Origin of the sequence: Priestia sp. AB, from assembly GCF_028369225.1 — a bacterium.
GTDB lineage: Bacteria > Bacillota > Bacilli > Bacillales > Bacillaceae_H > Priestia > Priestia megaterium.
This window is the reverse complement of sequence record NZ_JAQMYN010000003.1, coordinates 586,825-605,286: the sequence shown is the minus strand read 5'-3', so window position 1 is coordinate 605,286 and position 18,462 is coordinate 586,825. Positions and strand designations below refer to the sequence as shown.

Genomic DNA, 18,462 nt, shown 5'->3' with positions numbered 1-18,462 from the left:
AGGAGTAGCAGCAATGAATCAAAAACAGCTCGATATTTTAGGGCATACGCACCAGCTTTTTATGGAAAAAGGATACGTAGACACTTCGGTACAAGATATATTAGAAAGAAGCGGTATTTCAAAAGGAACATTTTATAAATATTTTTCATCTAAAAGCGAACTGCTTCTCTCATTACTTTCGTCTTTGCAAGAATCACTTATTCTACAAAGAGAAAAAGTAGCCATTGAATATAAAGGAGACAATCAGAAGGTATTTGAAGAACAGATAATTTTTATGCTGAACTTTGCAGAGCAAAACAAAATTCCTGAAATGATTGAAAGTACACTCGTTTTAAATGAAGTTAAAACATTTCATTATATAGAGGAATTAAAAGCTGCAACATTCAACTGGATATATGAACGTTTTCAGCAGATTTTTCCGTCTAAGACTTCTCCTTATTTATTTGATGGAGCTGTGCTGCTAGAAGGAATGCTTAACAATATATTTAAAATGAATAAAGCACTCAACTATCCATTGCCTATTGAACAAATTGTCCGTTATTGTATGAAGCGTACAGAGGAAATCATAATCGAAGTAGCAGAACAAAAAGAACAGTTATTTAACCCTTCCGTTTACTCTGCGGTATTTAATGAGAAAACAGAAAGTCATTTTTCGACAGATCTGACGCGTGTAACTGCGAAGTTAAAACGGGTGATTGAAAATAAACTAGCAAATGAAGAGGAACGGAAGAGAAGTTTAGAATTTGTTACGTTTATATCGGATGAATTACTGCAAAATGATACGGAGCCTCGCACATTTATTATTCAGAGCTCTCTTTTATCGCTAGAGAAAATCAATACTCTCGCACAGGCCAAAGAGTTAGAGGAATATAAAGAAGTCATAACTACTCTGACAAGACATGATTCATAATTTGAAAAGCAGGTAAACTAACCCAAAGGGCAAGACTCTCCGTAGTTTAGAAAAGAGCAGGTTGCTAATAACATATAAACAGCCAGTTGCCGTTATGATAGGTGACTGGCTGCATGGGATGAAAAGGTGAGGGTGGAGACAGACATAACACTCTTAATAGAAGAGGGTAATTCTTCCCCTTTTATAGAAAATCAATTAATCGAAAGTAGCTCCTTCATTCTTAAGATCAAACGTGATATAGTTTGCTAACCTTTACGTTCACTTAACTAACTTATAGGGGTAACACTTAAAAAAGAATCAATAACGATAGAAACCGCTCCTAAAGCAGGTGCATTTTTTCCTAACGAAGAAGGCAATAGTTCACATTTATTGTCTAAATGAGAATGGACTCTAGAAGAAACTTCGTTTTTAATCGTATTTAAAACAATGGGATGAGATTCAATTATATGATTTCTCAAGATAACAGCTTCTATATCAAATGTATTAAGAATATTGGTTAATCCAATTCCGATATAAAAGCCAAAGTTTTGAAGTGCATTTAACATTTCTACATCATTTTTATTTGCGCGTTCCGCAATCTCTTTTCGAGAAATATTCTTTTCTTCTTTAGAGAGCGAAGCCAGTAACGCTTTTTCAGAAGCATATAATTCCCAACAGCCTCGATTTCCACAGCTGCATTTGGGTCCATTAAAATCTATCGTCATATGCCCCATTTCCCCAGAAAAACCCTGAACACCTTTATACAATTCGTTGTTAATAACAAGTCCAGTTCCAATTCCGATATTAATACTGATGTAAACGATGTTTTCATAGTTTTTTGTCATACCAAATACTTTTTCACCGTATGCTCCTGCATTAGCTTCATTTTCAACAAAAACCGGAACATTAAACTCACTCTCAATTAAAAACTGCAAATCTTTGATATTCCAATTTAAGTTAGGCATAAAAATAATTTGCTGATGACGATCTACAAGACCTGGAACACAAATTCCTATTCCGACTAGACCATAAGGGGACTCAGGCATATGGGTTACAAAACCATGAATAAGTGCAAATAAAATCTCTTTTACTTCACTAGCGGAAGAACTAGACAAGTCAGAAGTCTTCTCGAGAATAATATTTCCTTCTAAGTCGGTTAGAATTCCGTTAAGATAGTCGACTCCTATATCAATACCAATCGAGTAGCCTGCATTCTTATTAAAAACAAGCATTACAGGTCTTCTGCCGCCTCTAGATTGCCCTGCCCCGATTTCAAAAATAAAATCTTTTTCAAGCAGTGTATTTACTTGAGAGGAGACAGTAGACTTGTTTAATCCTGTAATCTCAGAGAGAGTTGCCCTGGAGACAGGGGAGTTCTTTAAAATTTCATCTAATATTAATTTTTGATTCATTTTTTTTACTAAAGCTTGATCTGCAATTTGAATAATAACCACTCCTTTGTTTATCTATCGAACTAAGTTGGTGTTTTTTGAAGCTTGAATTAGATATTTAAAAGTATCATATCTAATATTATAACTAAATTTTCTAAAAAAAGCATTGAAATAAACATTTGTTTTGTATATGATGAGATAAAGTTAGTTTATTGGATAAACAAACTAACTCAATTAAGATAGTTGATGGATAAACTTGTTCACTTAAATCAAAGGGGGAAATGACAAATGGTCCAAACTAGTACTAATAAAATTAATTATTTTGAAAGCGTAAACAAAGTTTTATACGAAGGTAAAGATTCTAAAAATCCTTTAGCTTTTAAATACTATAACCCTGAAGAAGTAGTAGGCGGTAAAACGATGAAAGATCAGCTGCGTTTTTCTGTTGCTTACTGGCACACGTTTACAGCAGATGGTACGGATCCTTTTGGCGCAGCTACTATGCAAAGATCTTGGGATAGATATGATGGAATGGATTTAGCAAAAGCGAGAGTTGAGGCAGCTTTTCAACTTTTTGAAACATTAAATGTTCCATTCTTCGCATTTCATGATCGAGACATTGCTCCGGAGGGCAGTACGTTGCAAGAAACAAATAAAAATCTTGATGTTATCGTCACTATGATCAAAGAATACATGCAAACAAGTAACGTAAAGTTATTATGGAACACAGCGAATATGTTTACAAATCCCCGGTTCGTTCATGGTGCAGCTACTTCTTGTAATGCAGATGTATTTGCTTATGCGGCGGCTCAAGTAAAAAAGGGGCTTGAAACAGCAAAAGAACTAGGCGCAGAAAATTATGTATTCTGGGGCGGCCGTGAGGGATATGAAACACTGCTTAACACAAATTTACAGTTAGAGTTAGATAACTTAGCCAGATTTATGCATATGGCTGTAGATTACGCAACCGAAATTGGATATACTGGGCAGTTTTTAATTGAGCCTAAACCTAAAGAGCCTACGACACATCAGTATGATACCGATGCAGCAACAACTATTTCATTTTTAAGACAATACGGATTAGATAAATACTTCAAACTTAATCTAGAAGCTAACCACGCAACGTTAGCTGGGCATACATTTGAACACGAATTACGAGTAGCTAGAGTACAAGGCTTATTAGGATCAGTGGATGCAAACCAAGGTGACCCTCTTTTAGGCTGGGATACAGATGAATTCCCAACGGATTTATATTCTACAACGCTAGCAATGTATGAAATCCTGCAAAATGGAGGGCTGGGCAGCGGAGGATTAAACTTTGATGCCAAAGTACGAAGAGGTTCTTTTGAACAAGACGATTTACTCTATGCTCATGTAGCAGGAATGGACGCGTTTGCTCGGGGATTGAAAGTAGCACATAAATTAGTAGAAGATCGTGTTTTCGAAAATGTTATCAACGAGCGCTACGGCAGCTTTAAAGAAGGAATTGGGCTTGAGATTGTAGAAGGAAAAGCTAACTTCCATACATTGGAGCAATACGCGTTTAAAAATCCGAATATTGCGAATAAATCAGGAAGACAAGAACGATTAAAGGCTATTTTAAATCAATATATTTTGGAAGTTTAAAGAACAAACGAGAGTAGAAACAATTTCTACTCTCGTTTATAAACGCGGAGGTATCAAGATGAAATATGTAATTGGAATTGATCTAGGAACAAGCGCCGTAAAAACGGTTTTAGTTGATACAAAAGGCGAGATTTGCGCTGTGGTTTCTAAAAATTATCCTCTCCTTCATGAAAAAACAGGGCATAGCGAACAGAATCCAGAAGAATGGGTTCAGCAGACGGCTAGTGCTTTAAATGAATTAATTACTAACGCTAATATAAAACCCGAAAATATAGAAGGAATTAGTTATTCTGGACAGATGCATGGCCTTGTGCTGCTGGATAAAAACTATAACCTATTACGTAACGCCATTTTGTGGAATGACACAAGAACAACAGAACAATGTCATCATCTCTATAAAGTGATTGGAGAAAAACGTCTTTTAGAAATAACAAAAAACCAGGCTTTAGAAGGATTTACTCTTCCTAAGTTATTGTGGGTAAAAGAGTATGAACCGGAGGTATTTGAAAAAACAGCTGTATTTATGCTGCCCAAAGACTATTTGCGTTTTAAGATGACTGGCTTGATTCATAGTGAATATTCAGATGCTGCCGGTACATTATTATTAAACATCAGCAAGAAAAAATGGGATGAAGAGCTTTGTCAATCAGTAGGAGTTAATATTAACCTTTGTCCGCCACTAGTTGAATCTAATGAATGCATAGGCAATATTAATGAGGAGTTCTCTCAAAAAACGGGATTAGCAACTTCAACGAAAGTATTTGCAGGCGGAGCTGATAATGCTTGCGGAGCAATCGGCGCCGGCATTTTATCATCAGGGGAAACCCTATGTAGCATTGGGACATCTGGGGTTGTTCTTTCTTATGAGGAACGAAGCGATAGAGACTTTGGTGGAAAAGTCCACTATTTTAATCATGGAAAAGAAAATGCATTTTATACAATGGGCGTTACATTATCCGCTGGTCACAGTTTAAGCTGGTTTAAGGAAAATTTCGCAGAAAACGATACGTTTGAAGAATTGTTGGCCGACCTAAAAAATGTCCCAATCGGCTCAAACGGCCTTTTATTTACCCCTTACTTAGTCGGGGAACGTACACCGCATGCAGATGCTACGATTCGCGGAAGTTTTATAGGGATGGATGCCTCTCATAAAAAGAGAGACTTTACGCGGGCAGTTATTGAAGGGATTACGTTTTCATTAAATGAATCAATTGAAATTTTTCGAGAAAACGGAAAGGAAATTACGTCTATTGTATCAATCGGCGGGGGAGCAAAAAACGATCACTGGCTTCAAATTCAAGCAGACGTTTTTAATGCAAAAATCGTAAAGTTATCTACTGAACAAGGCCCAGCGTTAGGAGCAGCCATGCTAGCAGCTTATGGCTGTGGCTGGTACAACTCATTGGAAGAGTGTGCAAACGTATTTATTACGTCTTCAAAAACATATTATCCTAACGTAGAACATGTACAAGTCTATAAACAGCTTTATGAATTATATAAAGAAGTATATCTTCAAACACACGACCTAAGTAAAAAGCTAGATGAATTTAAAGGGAAGTAATAGATTACAAAATATACAACCTTACTTTAAAAAGGAGCCTCATATGAAAGTAGCTTGTATTATTTGATTATGGTTGTATATCGATATACCTGACACAAAAGGAAGTATAGAAAATGCTGTAGTAAGATTTGATTCGATAGAAAAATACGTACGTTAGAGGGGAGGATAAGAGCAGTTAGTCCAATAAACGACGAAAATTTCTTTTGTGTTCCAAGAATTTGAAAACGCATTCAAATAAGTGCGAACTCAGTTAGAAATAGAACTTCTACTGTTACCCTTAACTAACTGCTTTTAACAACGCATGAAACAAAATCGAAACTCATTATATATTTTTTCTATTACCTTAGTTGCCGCTATCGGAGGGTTACTGTTTGGATATGATACAGCTGTAATATCTGGAGCTGAAGAATCATTAAAGGTGTATCTTATTGACAGCTTAGGGTTGGGATCCTTAGCACACGGTGTTACTGTATCAAGTGCTTTAATAGGATGTATTATTGGAGGGTTGGTATCTGGTTATTTTGCGACGAAACTAGGACGCAAACAATCACTTATACTAGCAGCTATTCTTTTTATAGTCTCAGCGTTAGGCGCTTCTTATCCTGAGTTTTTATTTTTCACAAAAGGGGAACCGACACTCTCTTTGTTACTAGCTTTTAACTTCTACCGCATTATAGGTGGGATTGGTGTTGGCTTAGCATCAGCCATTTGTCCCATCTATATAGGGGAAATTGCACCGGCAGATATTCGCGGCAGATTGGTATCGTTCAATCAATTTATGATTATTTTTGGAATGTTAGTCGTTTACTTCGTGAATTGGGGTATTGCAAATGGGGAAACCTTAGAATGGATTAATGATGTAGGTTGGAGATATATGTTTGCTTCAGGAGCTATTCCAGCTTTACTCTTTGCAGCACTCTTGTTTTTAGTTCCTGAAACGCCTCGCTACTTAGCTATACAGAATCAAGATCAAAAAGCTTTAGCCATACTAACCAAAATTAATGGATCTTCAGAAGCGAAATCAATTTTAGAAGATATTAAACAAACAATTTCTACCAATGTTTCATCTGAAAAATTATTGGCGTACGGAAAATTAGTTATCGTTGTAGGTATACTGCTTTCTGTATTTCAACAGTTTGTAGGAATAAATGTAGCTCTATATTATGCTCCGCGTATTTTTGAAAGCATGGGAGCAGCTAAAGGTTCTTCTATGCTGCAAACCATTATTATGGGATTAGTAAACGTTATTTTTACAGTAATTGCAATTTTGACGGTTGATCGTTTGGGAAGAAAACCTTTATTAATAACAGGGTCTATCGGAATGGCCATTGGAATGTTTGGTGTAGCAAGCATGGCTTTTTCAAACATCATTGGTATAGGGACGCTTGTATTTATCATTATTTATACAGCTTCCTTTATGATGTCATGGGGACCAATTTGTTGGGTGCTCATTTCAGAGATTTTTCCTAATAAAATTAGAGGTCGTGCTGTAGCCATTGCCGTAGCTGCTCAGTGGGCGGCTAACTATTTTATTTCCTCTACGTATCCTGTGATGATGGAATATAGCGGAGGATTAACATATGGTTTCTACGGTTTAATGAGTGTACTTTCTGCCTTATTCGTTTGGAAATTTGTTCCTGAAACAAAAGGTAGAACTCTTGAACAAATGGAAAATATGTGGAGAAAAAAACAAGAGGCTTCAAAGAGTAAGAAGGCCATATAACCATTGAGCTTTTGCTTAGAGGAAAGATGAATATAAAACTTTCAAAAACACCTAAACTATCTTTAGGTGTTTTTAATATGTAACCTTTATGAAGAAAGTGGATAACTTTTTTAAAGGATATTGCTATAGTGATAAGCCTCTTTAAAAATAGAAATATAGTTTTCTTTATGAGGAGTGTTTCATCGTAAATATAAATAACGGTGCAATGAATTCACAAAAAATCTGGGGGCATCCGCTATTACGGAATATCCTAAAGAATTAAAGTGTGAGCATGCTTCCTGGGTTCCCGCGTATCAGAATCGAAAAATGATTGATTGGATGTTTCAGCAGGTCAAATAAGCAAATCAGTAAATGTTAAAGCTCAATACTTCATCTAGTACTTACGAAAAAACTCTTCCAGTTAATAAAAACTGGAAGAGTTTTTTGCTTTTATTAGGCTAGTCAAAAGGCAATGCTGATCTTCCTCTTACACACCACATTTACCCAAATATGTGACGAAATTATGGTAAAGGTATTCAAAATAGATAAAAAACGCTTTAAGTGTGATAAATATCACACCCTTTAACAATGCAACATGATAATTTTTTAGAAGCAAGCAATATGTCATGACAAACTTCAATATGTTAGGAGGTTTTTAGTCTTTTGATCTGTTGAGATGCATCTTTAATATGAACGTTTATATACCATTATTATGTACAGAGACTTAGAAGAAGGGAGCCTGAGCTTAGGTGAGAAAGCAAAAATCAATGCATATTAGCAAGTTAATCATTCTCTCCGTATTCATTACAATTTTTTTAGCAGGCTGTGATAGCCGTTATTTGATTTTAAATCCACAGGGGGCGGTAGCTCAAAAAGAATACCATTTAATTATTTTTTCCATAATTTTATGCACAATTGTTGTTATTCCTGTTTTAGGTCTGCTTGTGTATATCGTTTTACGCTACCGTGATAAGCCTGGAAACAAGGCTCCGTATTGGCCAGACTGGGACGATAGTAAGCTTCTTGAATTTATTTGGTGGGGCATCCCCATCATTATTATCGGTATTTTAGGTTTTGCTACAGCCAGAACAACGTATGACTTAGTAAATCCGCCGCAAAAAGATGTAAAGCCGCTAACGATTGAAGTAACGTCTCTTGATTGGAAATGGTTATTTCAATATCCGGATCAAGATATTGCGACAGTCAATTATGTAGAAATTCCAAAAGATGTGCCTGTTCAATTCGTGCTAACGTCAGATGCACCTATGAATTCTTTTTGGGTACCCCAGCTGGGAGGACAATTATATACCATGCCGGGAATGGCAATGGGGCTTTGGCTGCAAGCTGATCACAAGGGAGAATATTTTGGCTCAGGCGCTAATTTTACAGGTGAAGGATTCGCTCATATGAGCTTTAAAGTTAAATCTACATCGACAAAAGAATTTAATCAATGGGTAAAGCAAGTGAAAGAAACATCACCAGCTTTAACAAAATCTGATTATAACAATCTCGCAAAACAAGGTCTTTCTTTGGAAAAATCGTATTCTACCATTCCTAAAGGCCTATTCCAAGATATCGTCATTAAAAACGGCGGTCAATATTATAGTCAGCACCATCATATGAAAAATGAAGACATGAAGACTATGAATGTGGCTTCTGAAGAACAAGTACATGCACAGCACGAGCACCAGGAAGGAGGAAAATAAGTTGTTAGACAATTTAAAAGATTTTTCATCTCATTTTTTTGTGACAGGAGAACCGATGATTTATGGAGCAGATGTCGCCATTTTGTTAACACTAGCCGGTATTATTTTTGTTCTTACTTATCTTAAAAAATGGAAGTGGCTATGGCGTGAGTGGCTCACAACGGTGGATCATAAAAAAATTGGCATTATGTATATGCTTTCTTCATTATTAATGCTGTTTCGAGGCGGAGTAGATGCATTATTAATGCGTATGCAACTAGCATTCCCTCAGTGGCATTTTCTAGATTCTAATCATTACAACGAAATTTTTACTACGCACGGAACCATTATGATTCTATTTATGGCAATGCCGCTTATGTTTGCTTTCTTTAACATTGTTGTGCCGCTTCAAATTGGAGCAAGAGATGTCGCCTATCCTTTTTTAAACGCAGTAAGCTTTTGGCTATTTTTCTTTGGCGCCATGCTTTTCGATTTGTCGTTTGTAATCGGCGGCTCGCCAGATGCAGGATGGTTGAGTTATCCGCCGCTTTCTGGCATGCAGTTCAGTCCTGGACCAGGTCAAGATTTTTATATTTGGGGTATTCAAATATCAGGTATTGGCAGCTTGGCTTCTGGAATTAATTTTATTATGACTATTTTAAAAATGCGTGCGCCGGGCATGAAACTTATGAATATGCCGCTATTCACGTGGTCCGTTCTAGCAAGCTGTATTATTATCATTTTCGCGTTTCCTGTATTAACCGTAACGCTTGCTTTATTGTTTATTGACCGCTTCTTTGACGGACACTTATTTACTATGACCGGCGGAGGAAATCCGATGATGTACATTAACTTAATTTGGATGTGGGGACATCCTGAAGTGTATATCGTTGTACTTCCTGCATTCGGCATTTTTTCTGAAATCGTTGCAACGTTTTCTCAAAAGAAGATATTTGGCTATAAGTCTATGGTTTTTTCAATGATGATTATTAGCGTTCTATCGTATTTCACATGGGTACATCATTTCTTTACGATGGGTGCAGGTGCTAATGTGAATGTGTTTTTTGCTATTACGACGATGGCTATCGGAATTCCAACGGGTGTTAAAGTGTTCAACTGGTTATTTACGATGTTCCGCGGCCGTATTCAAATGACGCAGCCAATGCTATGGACAATTGCTTTTATCCCGTGTTTTGTTGTGGGAGGAGCAACGGGTGTTATGCTTTCAGCAGCTCCCGCAGACTATCAGTATCATAATAGCTACTTTTTAGTTGCACACTTTCACCCAGTGTTAATTGGAGGCGTTGTATTCGGCTTTTTTGCAGGTTTGTACTATTGGTGGCCAAAAATGTTTGGCTTTAAATTAAATGACCGTCTTGGTAAATGGGCGTTTTGGACATGGAATATTGGTTTTTATGTATGCTTCATGCCTCAATACGCATTAGGGTTTATGGGAATGACGCGTCGTATTTATACGTACAACTTTGACATGGGATGGGGACCGCTGAACGTTATCTCTACAGTCGGAGCTTTCTTTATGGGCATAGGGTTTATCTTTCAAGCATGGCAGATTCTTCATGGCATTAAGTACGGAGAACGGGATGTAACAGGGGATCCTTGGAATGGACGTACATTAGAATGGTCCATCCCTTCACCGCCGCCGCACTACAATTTTGCAGTGATTCCAACAGTAACGGGGCAAGATGCGTGGTGGACAATAAAAGAAGAAAGAAAAAAGAAAAAAGCGAAGGAAACAGCTGCTTTCTCTCCGATTCATATGCCTAAGAATTCAGGTATTCCATTTATCATGTCGGTTTTCTGGTTCATTGCTGGTTTTGGCTTAACGTTCCACTGGGTGTGGATGGCGATATTCGGTTTGACAGGAGTCGGAGCTTGTTTACTAGCTCGCTCTTTTCAATACAACTCGGACTATTATATTCCGGTGGATGAAATTCGACATACAGAAGATTCAGTAGGGAGGGTTGGCTGACATGGCTTATGCGACAGCGCACCACGAAGAACATCATGATGAACATGATGAAGGAATCAAAGTTATGGGTTTTTGGCTTTTCCTCGTAACGGACTGCATCCTATTTGGAGCATTATTTGCTACGTATGCCGTTCTTGTTAATCATACTGCGGGAGGCCTTACAGGAAAGGAATTTTTTGAAGTTCCAGGATTTGTTTCTGAAACGTTTATCTTATTAACGAGCAGCTTTACGAGCGGATTAGCTGTGCTGAGCATGCACAAGGGAAAAATAAAGCCTTTAATTGGCTGGCTAATCGTAACTCTGCTTTTAGGTATGTGCTTTGTGGGCCTTGAAATTCATGAATTTCAAACAATGGTTCATGAAGGAGCAACCATTTCCACCAGCGCATTTTTTACAGCTTTCTATACGCTAGTTAGTACGCACGGGCTGCACGTTTCTGTCGGCATCATTTGGATGATTTCAATTACAATCCAATTAAAACGATATGGAATTACCTCTGTAATAAAGCGAAAAGTGACGATTATCAGCTTATACTGGCATTTTCTTGATGCTGTCTGGATCTTCCTTTACACGGTTGTGTATTTAATGGGGGTGATGTAGATGGAGAACCATGGATCGTTAAAAGCTTATACAATAGGATTTATTTTCTCGATTATTTTAACCGTTATTCCTCTGATGCTGGTATTAAACCAAGTATTTGCTAAAAATATATTACTAGCTAGCATTCTAGGAATGGCCGTGCTTCAATTTTTCATTCAACTGTTTTTCTTCATGCATATTAAAGACGGAGAGAAGCCCCGTTATAATGTGATGGCTTTAATACTTGGAATCGTTTTTGTTATTACGATTGTAGCAGGATCGATTTGGATAATGACTTTTAACTCTCAAGTTCAATAAAAATGGAGCCGTGCACTACACACGGCTCCATTTTTATTAATTTCTATATATTGTGATAAAAATCACATACTTTCGTTTGCGCAAGAAGTAAAATAAAAGTGTAGCAAGGAAAGTTCTTTATAAACGAAAGACAAAGGAGAGATTATGATGAATATGGCTTATCGTAACATCCTCGTAGCAGTAGACGGTTCTGTAGAAGCAGAGTGGGCATTCAAAAAAGCAGTTAACAGTGCGAAAAAAAATAACGCTCATTTAATAGTTTGTCACGTTATCGACATACAAGCGTTAAGTCCATCACCTTATGCATTCTATACAGATACACGCTTTCAAGATGCAGAGAAATTTGCTGAAGAACTTTTGACCAACTATAGTAACCTAGCTCTTAAGGCTGGAGTAACGAAAGTCGAGACATTAATTGAACACGGTTCTCCTAAAACAAAAATATCTAAAAAAATTGCTCCCGATAAGCACGTTGATTTAATTATATGCGGTGCGACGGGGCTAAACGCCGTAGAGCGCATTTTGATCGGAAGCGTATCTCAGCATATTTTACGCTATGCCAAATGTGATGTGTTAATTGTTCGCACTCCTAAAGAAGCCGAAGAAGAATCAAAGCCTTTACAAGTGGAACTAACAGAGTAGCAGAACAGAAGAAAAAGCACGCTTATTTTTCACAGTAAAATACAAAGCTCTCACCATTTATTTAAAGAGGGGGTATAAACGTATTTTAGTTAAAAGAAAATCCGAACAAGGAATCAAGATTCTTAAGGGGGAATTTGACTCGTTCGGATTTTTTTATTGTGATGGTGAATGTATTTTCCAGGTATGCAGCTGTTTCTAGCTGTTGATTGAATGGGAATGGCAGAAAGAAAGGTGAGGATAGTAGAGCACATTAAACATGTTTATTAAAGAAGCAGAGGGGAAGAACAAGTATATAGAAAACTTTTCCTTAGTTGGTTAAGGTTGATTTATAAAGGAGTGACGAATATGTCAAAACTAAATAATCCATTAACTCAATATTTCCATGAAGACTATCCAAAGCAGTATCAAGAACCGCCTGGTGTACAAAAAGAAATGAACGTCATCCCAGACTGCGGGGAAAACAGTTACATAGGTGCAGGTAAATTAAAAGGCAGAAAAGCTCTTGTGACAGGTGGAGATTCAGGTATTGGCCGAGCAGCAGCTATCGCTTACGCAAGAGAAGGAGCGGACGTTGCGCTTAATTACTTGCCACAAGAGCAAGCTGATGCAGAAGAAGTAAAAAAGCTTATTGAAGCAGAAGGAAGAAAAGCAGTACTCATACCTGGTGATGTAGGCGAAGAATCTTTTTGCAAGGAGCTAGTAGAAAAAGCTTACAAAGAATTAGATGGATTAGACGTTTTAGCGCTCGTAGCAGGTAAACAGCAGGCAGTAGAAGATCTTGCTGATTTAGAAACGGACCAACTGCGCAAAACCTTTGAAGTAAATGTATTCTCTTTATATTGGACCGTAAAAGCAGCGCTGCCTTATTTACCGGCAGGAGCTTCTATTATTACAACAAGTTCTGTACAAGGCTATAGCCCAAGTCCCAATTTATTAGACTATGCAGCTACAAAGTTTGCTATTAACGGATTCACTCGCGGACTAGCCAAGCAATTAGCTCCAAAAGGTATCCGCGTCAACTCCGTTGCTCCAGGACCTATCTGGACGCCGCTTCAAATTTCTGGAGGGCAGCCAAGCGACGCGATTCCAGGCTTTGGACAAGATACACCGTTGCAGCGTGCTGGTCAGCCAGTAGAGTTGGCAAATGTATACGTATTTTTAGCTTCAACGGATGCAAGCTACGTAACAGCTCAAGTTTACGGGATTACAGGCGGAATAGAACTAGCTTAACTCAAAAAAACACGTGCAGTTATGAACTGCACGTGTTTTTTTGAGTTATCGTCTTTTACCTTTTAAAGTCTGTACACAAATGTAGCTAAGCGTAGCGAATAACGCTGTAATAAATGCCGAGTGAGACAGTGTAGCAAAGACATTTAAACGAGACATGACAACAAAGATACCGCTGAATATTTGAGCAATGGTTAAAGCAACCGCAATGATGGACGCGTAGTAAATATCACGGCGGGTTTCTTTATACTGCTTGATGGCAGATACCATAATCCAAATGATAAGAACAAACAGCACAAGAGCAGCAAATCGGTGGGCAAAATGAATGCCCGTTGTTCCTGAAAGCTTTGGAATAAGAGTATTGCCATAACAAGCAGGAAAGCTTGTACAGGCTAAGCTTGCACCTTTGTGACGCACATATGCACCTAAATAAATATCGCAATAGGTAAATATAAGCGTAAACCATGCGAGCCATCTAAATTTGCCTGTAACCGCTCCTTTAATAAAATGATCCGAACGATCCTTTTGAATAACAAATATTGAAAGTAAAAATACACCGGTAAACGCAATAAGCGAAAGACCGAAATGCAGTGCTAGCGCCTCAGCTGACTGAGGCCAGATAACTGCAGAAGCCCCGAGCAATGACTCGATAACGATAAATGCAATACTCATAATCGCTAAAATTTTCACTTCACGGTTTCTGCGATAACGAATCCAAGCCCAAATAGAAAATGCTAAAACGAGAAGACCTGCAAATGCGGTAATCAAACGATGCGTATATTCAATCATTGTTGCTACTGCGTATTCGGGTATTAACTGCCCGTTACACAATGGCCACTCGTTTCCGCACCCTAATCCAGATCCTGTGGTTGTGACCAGACTGCCGGCAATCATTAAAATAAACATAACAATCGTTGTAAATATAGCTGTTATTTTAAATAAATTTCTCATACGTTGACTCCCTTTGTTGAGTTACTAATTATGACTATAGATTTGATGAATACGATAGTCAAGTAGTAGAGCGTAATTAACAAATAACTGTCACAAACTCGCACATGTTTCCCTTAAATTTAATGTCAGAAAAGCTTTCTTCACTAAGCTTTGTAATGGTTTTTTCCTTTTAAACAATGTAAATATGCTTTCATACATAAGATATAAAAAATTATATTAGTGATTTTATACAATTTGCAAAAAAAACTTTAGAGAGAATGGAGATACAATCATATTCCAAAAGTGATAATATAAATATAAATCAAATGATGTTATAAAACCTATCATTTTATGTTAGATATAAAATGAACTTTTTATCACGGAGAAACTTTATTGAAAGGAGAGATAACGATGAGCTTAGAAGCTTTAAATAAAAGAGTAGAAACCGATCTTTCTTACCTTTCCTTCAGGAAACTAACAGAAGTACAGCCAATGATCCCTAAGAGTGGACACGTATACGATGTAATCATTATTGGAGGAGGTCAAAGCGGGTTAGGAACGGCTTTTGGCTTGCTGCGAGAACGCGTGTCAAATATTCTTGTTATTGATGAAAACCGTTCGGGTTTAGAAGGTCCGTGGGAAACGTATGCACGAATGATTACGCTGAGAACACCAAAAAACTTAACATCTATCGATTTAGGTATGCCTTCGCTTACGTTTCAAGCGTGGTGGGAAGCACAATTTGGCTCAGAGGGCTGGGAAGCTCTTGACAAAATTCCAAGAGGAGACTGGATGAATTATTTACGCTGGTACCGGAGCATTCTTAACCTTCCTGTGGCAAATGAAATAAAATTAACGTTAATTGAGCCGACGGAAACAGGTATTCATCGCTTGCATATTGAAGGGAATGGAGCTACATGTCCTACACTGATGGCACGTAAAGTTATACTAGCTACAGGAATTCAAGGAGGAGGAGAGTGGCATGTCCCGCCTATGATTTCTGAAAAATTGCCGCCTCATCTTTATTCTCACACTTCCCAAACCATTGATTTTACTACGTTGAAGAACAAAGAAGTAGCTGTTTTAGGAGGAGGAGCTTCCGCGTTTGACAATGCCAACTATGCGCTTTCTGAAGGGGTTGCTGAAGCTCATGTATTTGTTCGCCGAAAAGAACTTCCGCGTATTAACCCAATCAGACAAATGGAAGCTTCAGGAATGATTGAACGTTTCCACGCTTTGTCAGATGCTGAAAAATATGAAGTGATGGCTCATTTTTTCGAATACAACCAGCCTCCTACGAATGATACATTTGGACGCGCTTCCTCATGGCCCGGTTTTCATTTACACGTACATGCACCGTGGCTGGATGTCGAAGAAAAACAGGATAAAGCAGTTGTAACAACTCCGCAGGGAATCTTTACATTTGACTATTTAATTATTAGCACAGGGCTTCTAACAGATCCGGCTCTTCGTCCAGAATTACGCCTTGTTGAAAAACACATCGCCCGCTGGAGCGATCATTACAAAGCACCGCATGAAATTGCCAACCCAGTATTGGATGCCCACCCTTACCTTAGTAATGGCTTTGCTTTTTCAAATCGCGATGGGGAAGGGGAAAAAATGGTATATGGCCTTTTTGCTTTTAATTATTCCGCTTTAATTAGCTGTGGAATTTCTGCTTCCGCTCTTTCAGGTCTAAAATATGCGATACCGAAGCTCGTATCAGAAGTAGCCAATCAGCTTTTTATTGATAACCGCCATGAGAAGTTAACCAATTTCTTTGACTATAATGAGCCTGAATTTATCGGGAGCTGGTCAAAGGACAATAATCAAGTAAAAACAATATAGCAAAACACATTTTTAACAATGAAAAAGGTGAAGCATATGGAGCCGATCTCTAAAAAGAAGATAGCTACTTTGTATACTCAAATTAGCCAAGAGATTTTTAATGTAGGCGTGAATACTCAAAAAATAGATATTATTGATAATAAAATTCTTATTCTAGCTCAATCAAAAAGAATGCCGGCACTAGAAGCCCTCAGTGAAGAATATAGAGAATTAGTGATGTCTCTTGATGCCGCTTTGTCGACTAAATATAAAAAAATGCTAAAGCAAAAAGTGGAGCTTTTATTTGATGTCGAGGTCACTTCTTTATTTAGAGATTATGATCCTGTTACAGAGAATTCTTGTACAGTTATTTGCTTTAAATAACTTCTCTATATAAATTGCACAACATTCGATGAAATCGTTTGCTGTGCAAAATAGGTAAAAGACGGATGCTTATCTTCTGTTTACAGAAGCAAAGAGCCGTGAAGATAGAAGGGTTTCCTTCTGTTTTCACGGCTCTTTTTATAGATATTTTTATAAAAAAGAGGGGGGAAATGGTTAAAAACACACTGTTTTATAGAGGAGCTGTAAAAGCGAGTTAAAAGAAGATGAATCGAAAATTAAAGGAGTGAAAAGCAAGTGGCGATGAATGAAAAAATGGAAGCTCAGCATATGGAACTAACAAAGAACTCAGTCCCCAACCCTTCATGGTTGGATAAGCTTTTTCATTTAACCGAACGCAAAACAGATGTAAAAACAGAAATTCTTGCTGGAATTACTACTTTTGTGACGATGAGCTATATTATCTTTGTGAATCCGACGATTTTAGCAGATGCAGGCATTCCAAAAGAAGCGGCAATTGCAGCAACGATTTTTGCCACTGTCTTTGCAACTCTTTTGTTTGCACTGTGGGCGAACATGCCTATTGCAGTAGCACCTGGAATGGGGCTGAACGCTTTTTTTACGTATACAGTAGTATTGGGTGAAGGGTTAACGTGGCAAACAGGTTTAGGAGCCGTATTTATTTCAGGGATTGTGTTTTTTATTTTAACGATAACAGGCTTGCGCAAAAAGATTATTGAAGGGATACCCGCTATTTTAAAAAGTGCTATTTCCGTTGGAATCGGTCTATTTATTGCTTTTATCGGTTTTAAGCAAGCAGGAATTATTGTAAGCAGCAAAGAAAATTTAGTAGCGCTTGGACAACTTACAAAACCGGGCCCATTCCTTGCTTTATTAGGTTTTATCGCGGTAACTGTATTAACTGCTCGAAAAATTAAAGGAGCTGCCCTGATTAGCATTTTGCTAGTATCAATTGCCGGGATGGTGCTGGGCATAGTAGAAGCACCTAAAAGTATCAGCAGCGTTGTGTCATTTTCAATGCCGAGCATGTCAGAAACTTTTTTACAAATGGATATTAAATCTGCTCTCCATTACGGTCTTTTCTCTATTATTTTTTCATTTACGCTTGTGGAGCTATTCGATAATTTAGGATCGATGATTGGATTATCTAAAAAAGCTGGATTAATGGATGAAAAAGGAGAAATTAAGGGGTTAGATAAAGCGCTTATGGCAGATTCTCTTGCGACTGTAGCCAGTGCTGCTATGGGATCTACTGCAATGAACGCATATGTAGAAAACGCTGCGGGAATTGCAGAAGGAGGCAAAACGGGCCTTAAAGCACTGGTCGTTGCCATATTGTTTTTAGTGAGTCTTTTATTTACGCCATTAATTAGTATTATTCCTTCTTTTGCTACAGCGCCTATTTTAATTATGGTTGGAGCTCTCATGTTGACAGAAATAAAAAACATTCCTTTAGACGAGATAACAGATGCTGTGCCGGCTTTTTGTACCATTATTTTGATGCCGTTAACGTTTAGTATCGGCGAAGGCTTAGCGCTAGGGTTTTTATCTTATACATTCGTTAAATTGTTAGCCGGCAGGGCGAAGGAAATTCACTGGATTATGTATATGATTAGTGCCGCTTTTATTATCAACTTCGTTTGGGCTGCTTGAGCCCATATATCTAGAGCAAAAAAGACTTCTCAGCTGAGAAGTCTTTTTACTGTTCATGTAAATTTTAATTGCTCTTTC

Annotated in this window: 15 protein-coding genes; 13 read left to right on the top strand and 2 right to left on the bottom strand. The window is 37.7% G+C overall.

Translation table 11 applies throughout. The annotated features are described in order from the left end of the window. The first annotated feature begins 13 nt into the window (after positions 1-13). The gene (locus tag POF52_RS12710) at positions 14-910 is read left to right on the top strand and encodes a TetR/AcrR family transcriptional regulator (protein ID WP_271993034.1); all 897 of its coding nucleotides are present in this window, start codon (positions 14-16) and stop codon (positions 908-910) included. Between the two features lie 266 nt (positions 911-1,176). Here POF52_RS12710 and xylR read toward each other — a convergent pair whose 3' ends face one another. Beyond that, entirely contained in the window at positions 1,177-2,334 is a 1,158-nt protein-coding gene (gene xylR, locus POF52_RS12705) for a transcriptional repressor XylR (RefSeq protein WP_271993120.1), read from the bottom strand. Positions 2,335-2,568: 234 nt separating this feature from the next. Between xylR and xylA the strand changes: the two genes are divergently transcribed. The 9 genes from xylA (at position 2,569) to POF52_RS12660 (ending at position 13,614) form a co-directional block, all read left to right on the top strand. Further along, on the top strand, positions 2,569-3,906 hold the full coding sequence (gene xylA / locus POF52_RS12700) for a xylose isomerase (RefSeq protein ID WP_271993032.1): 1,338 nt from the start codon (positions 2,569-2,571) through the stop codon (positions 3,904-3,906). A 58-nt stretch (positions 3,907-3,964) separates the two neighbouring features. Then, positions 3,965-5,467 carry a xylulokinase gene (gene xylB, locus POF52_RS12695; protein ID WP_271993030.1) on the top strand — a complete coding sequence of 501 codons (1,503 nt, stop codon included), beginning with the start codon at positions 3,965-3,967 and terminating at the stop codon, positions 5,465-5,467. A 301-nt stretch (positions 5,468-5,768) separates the two neighbouring features. Beyond that, positions 5,769-7,190 (top strand): D-xylose transporter XylE, encoded by a 1,422-nt coding sequence (gene xylE / locus POF52_RS12690; RefSeq protein WP_029715009.1) that lies wholly within the window; start codon positions 5,769-5,771, stop codon positions 7,188-7,190. A gap of 746 nt (positions 7,191-7,936) precedes the next feature. After that, on the top strand, positions 7,937-8,875 hold the full coding sequence (locus POF52_RS12685) for a cytochrome c oxidase subunit II (RefSeq protein WP_416434059.1): 939 nt from the start codon (positions 7,937-7,939) through the stop codon (positions 8,873-8,875). Position 8,876: 1 nt separating this feature from the next. Next, a complete protein-coding gene (locus POF52_RS12680) occupies positions 8,877-10,844 on the top strand; it encodes a cbb3-type cytochrome c oxidase subunit I (protein ID WP_271993024.1) in 1,968 nt (655 codons plus the stop codon). 1 nt (position 10,845) lies between these two features. After that, a complete protein-coding gene (cyoC, locus tag POF52_RS12675; protein ID WP_271993022.1) occupies positions 10,846-11,445 on the top strand; it encodes a cytochrome o ubiquinol oxidase subunit III in 600 nt (199 codons plus the stop codon). Next, entirely contained in the window at positions 11,446-11,742 is a 297-nt protein-coding gene (cyoD, locus tag POF52_RS12670; protein ID WP_097823686.1) for a cytochrome o ubiquinol oxidase subunit IV, read from the top strand. It abuts the gene before it with no gap. Between the two features lie 147 nt (positions 11,743-11,889). Then, positions 11,890-12,384 (top strand): universal stress protein, encoded by a 495-nt coding sequence (locus POF52_RS12665; RefSeq protein WP_043981924.1) that lies wholly within the window; start codon positions 11,890-11,892, stop codon positions 12,382-12,384. 345 nt (positions 12,385-12,729) lie between these two features. Next, the gene (locus POF52_RS12660) at positions 12,730-13,614 is read left to right on the top strand and encodes an SDR family oxidoreductase (RefSeq protein WP_016763765.1); all 885 of its coding nucleotides are present in this window, start codon (positions 12,730-12,732) and stop codon (positions 13,612-13,614) included. A 45-nt stretch (positions 13,615-13,659) separates the two neighbouring features. Here the strand turns inward: POF52_RS12660 and POF52_RS12655 are convergent, their stop codons facing one another. Next, on the bottom strand, positions 13,660-14,562 hold the full coding sequence (locus POF52_RS12655; RefSeq protein WP_098278546.1) for a COX15/CtaA family protein: 903 nt from the start codon (positions 14,560-14,562) through the stop codon (positions 13,660-13,662). Between the two features lie 390 nt (positions 14,563-14,952). Here POF52_RS12655 and POF52_RS12650 point away from each other — a divergent pair, with 390 nt between their 5' ends. The 3 genes from POF52_RS12650 to POF52_RS12640 all read left to right on the top strand — a co-directional run bounded on the left by POF52_RS12650 (position 14,953) and on the right by POF52_RS12640 (position 18,384). Further along, a complete protein-coding gene (locus POF52_RS12650; RefSeq protein ID WP_271993017.1) occupies positions 14,953-16,389 on the top strand; it encodes an NAD(P)-binding domain-containing protein in 1,437 nt (478 codons plus the stop codon). 36 nt (positions 16,390-16,425) lie between these two features. Continuing rightward, positions 16,426-16,752 (top strand): Na-translocating system protein MpsC family protein, encoded by a 327-nt coding sequence (locus POF52_RS12645; protein WP_029714722.1) that lies wholly within the window; start codon positions 16,426-16,428, stop codon positions 16,750-16,752. A gap of 255 nt (positions 16,753-17,007) precedes the next feature. Next, positions 17,008-18,384: an NCS2 family permease gene (locus POF52_RS12640; RefSeq protein ID WP_271993014.1), complete on the top strand. Its 1,377-nt coding sequence runs from the start codon at positions 17,008-17,010 to the stop codon at positions 18,382-18,384. Positions 18,385-18,462: the final 78 nt, after the last annotated feature.

What these genes read in the sequence shown, in the direction of transcription:
- xylA (WP_271993032.1), top strand. Translation starts at nt 2,569, where the DNA reads ATGGTCCAAACTAGTACTAATAAAATTAATTATTTTGAAAGCGTAAAC.
- cyoD (WP_097823686.1), top strand. Translation starts at nt 11,446, where the DNA reads ATGGAGAACCATGGATCGTTAAAAGCTTATACAATAGGATTTATTTTC.
- POF52_RS12665 (WP_043981924.1), top strand. Translation starts at nt 11,890, where the DNA reads ATGAATATGGCTTATCGTAACATCCTCGTAGCAGTAGACGGTTCTGTA.
- POF52_RS12710 (WP_271993034.1), top strand. Translation starts at nt 14, where the DNA reads ATGAATCAAAAACAGCTCGATATTTTAGGGCATACGCACCAGCTTTTT.
- cyoC (WP_271993022.1), top strand. Translation starts at nt 10,846, where the DNA reads ATGGCTTATGCGACAGCGCACCACGAAGAACATCATGATGAACATGAT.
- xylE (WP_029715009.1), top strand. Translation starts at nt 5,769, where the DNA reads ATGAAACAAAATCGAAACTCATTATATATTTTTTCTATTACCTTAGTT.
- POF52_RS12685 (WP_416434059.1), top strand. Translation starts at nt 7,937, where the DNA reads ATGCATATTAGCAAGTTAATCATTCTCTCCGTATTCATTACAATTTTT.
- xylB (WP_271993030.1), top strand. Translation starts at nt 3,965, where the DNA reads ATGAAATATGTAATTGGAATTGATCTAGGAACAAGCGCCGTAAAAACG.
- POF52_RS12660 (WP_016763765.1), top strand. Translation starts at nt 12,730, where the DNA reads ATGTCAAAACTAAATAATCCATTAACTCAATATTTCCATGAAGACTAT.
- POF52_RS12645 (WP_029714722.1), top strand. Translation starts at nt 16,426, where the DNA reads ATGGAGCCGATCTCTAAAAAGAAGATAGCTACTTTGTATACTCAAATT.
- POF52_RS12655 (WP_098278546.1), bottom strand. Translation starts at nt 14,562, where the DNA reads ATGAGAAATTTATTTAAAATAACAGCTATATTTACAACGATTGTTATG.
- POF52_RS12650 (WP_271993017.1), top strand. Translation starts at nt 14,953, where the DNA reads ATGAGCTTAGAAGCTTTAAATAAAAGAGTAGAAACCGATCTTTCTTAC.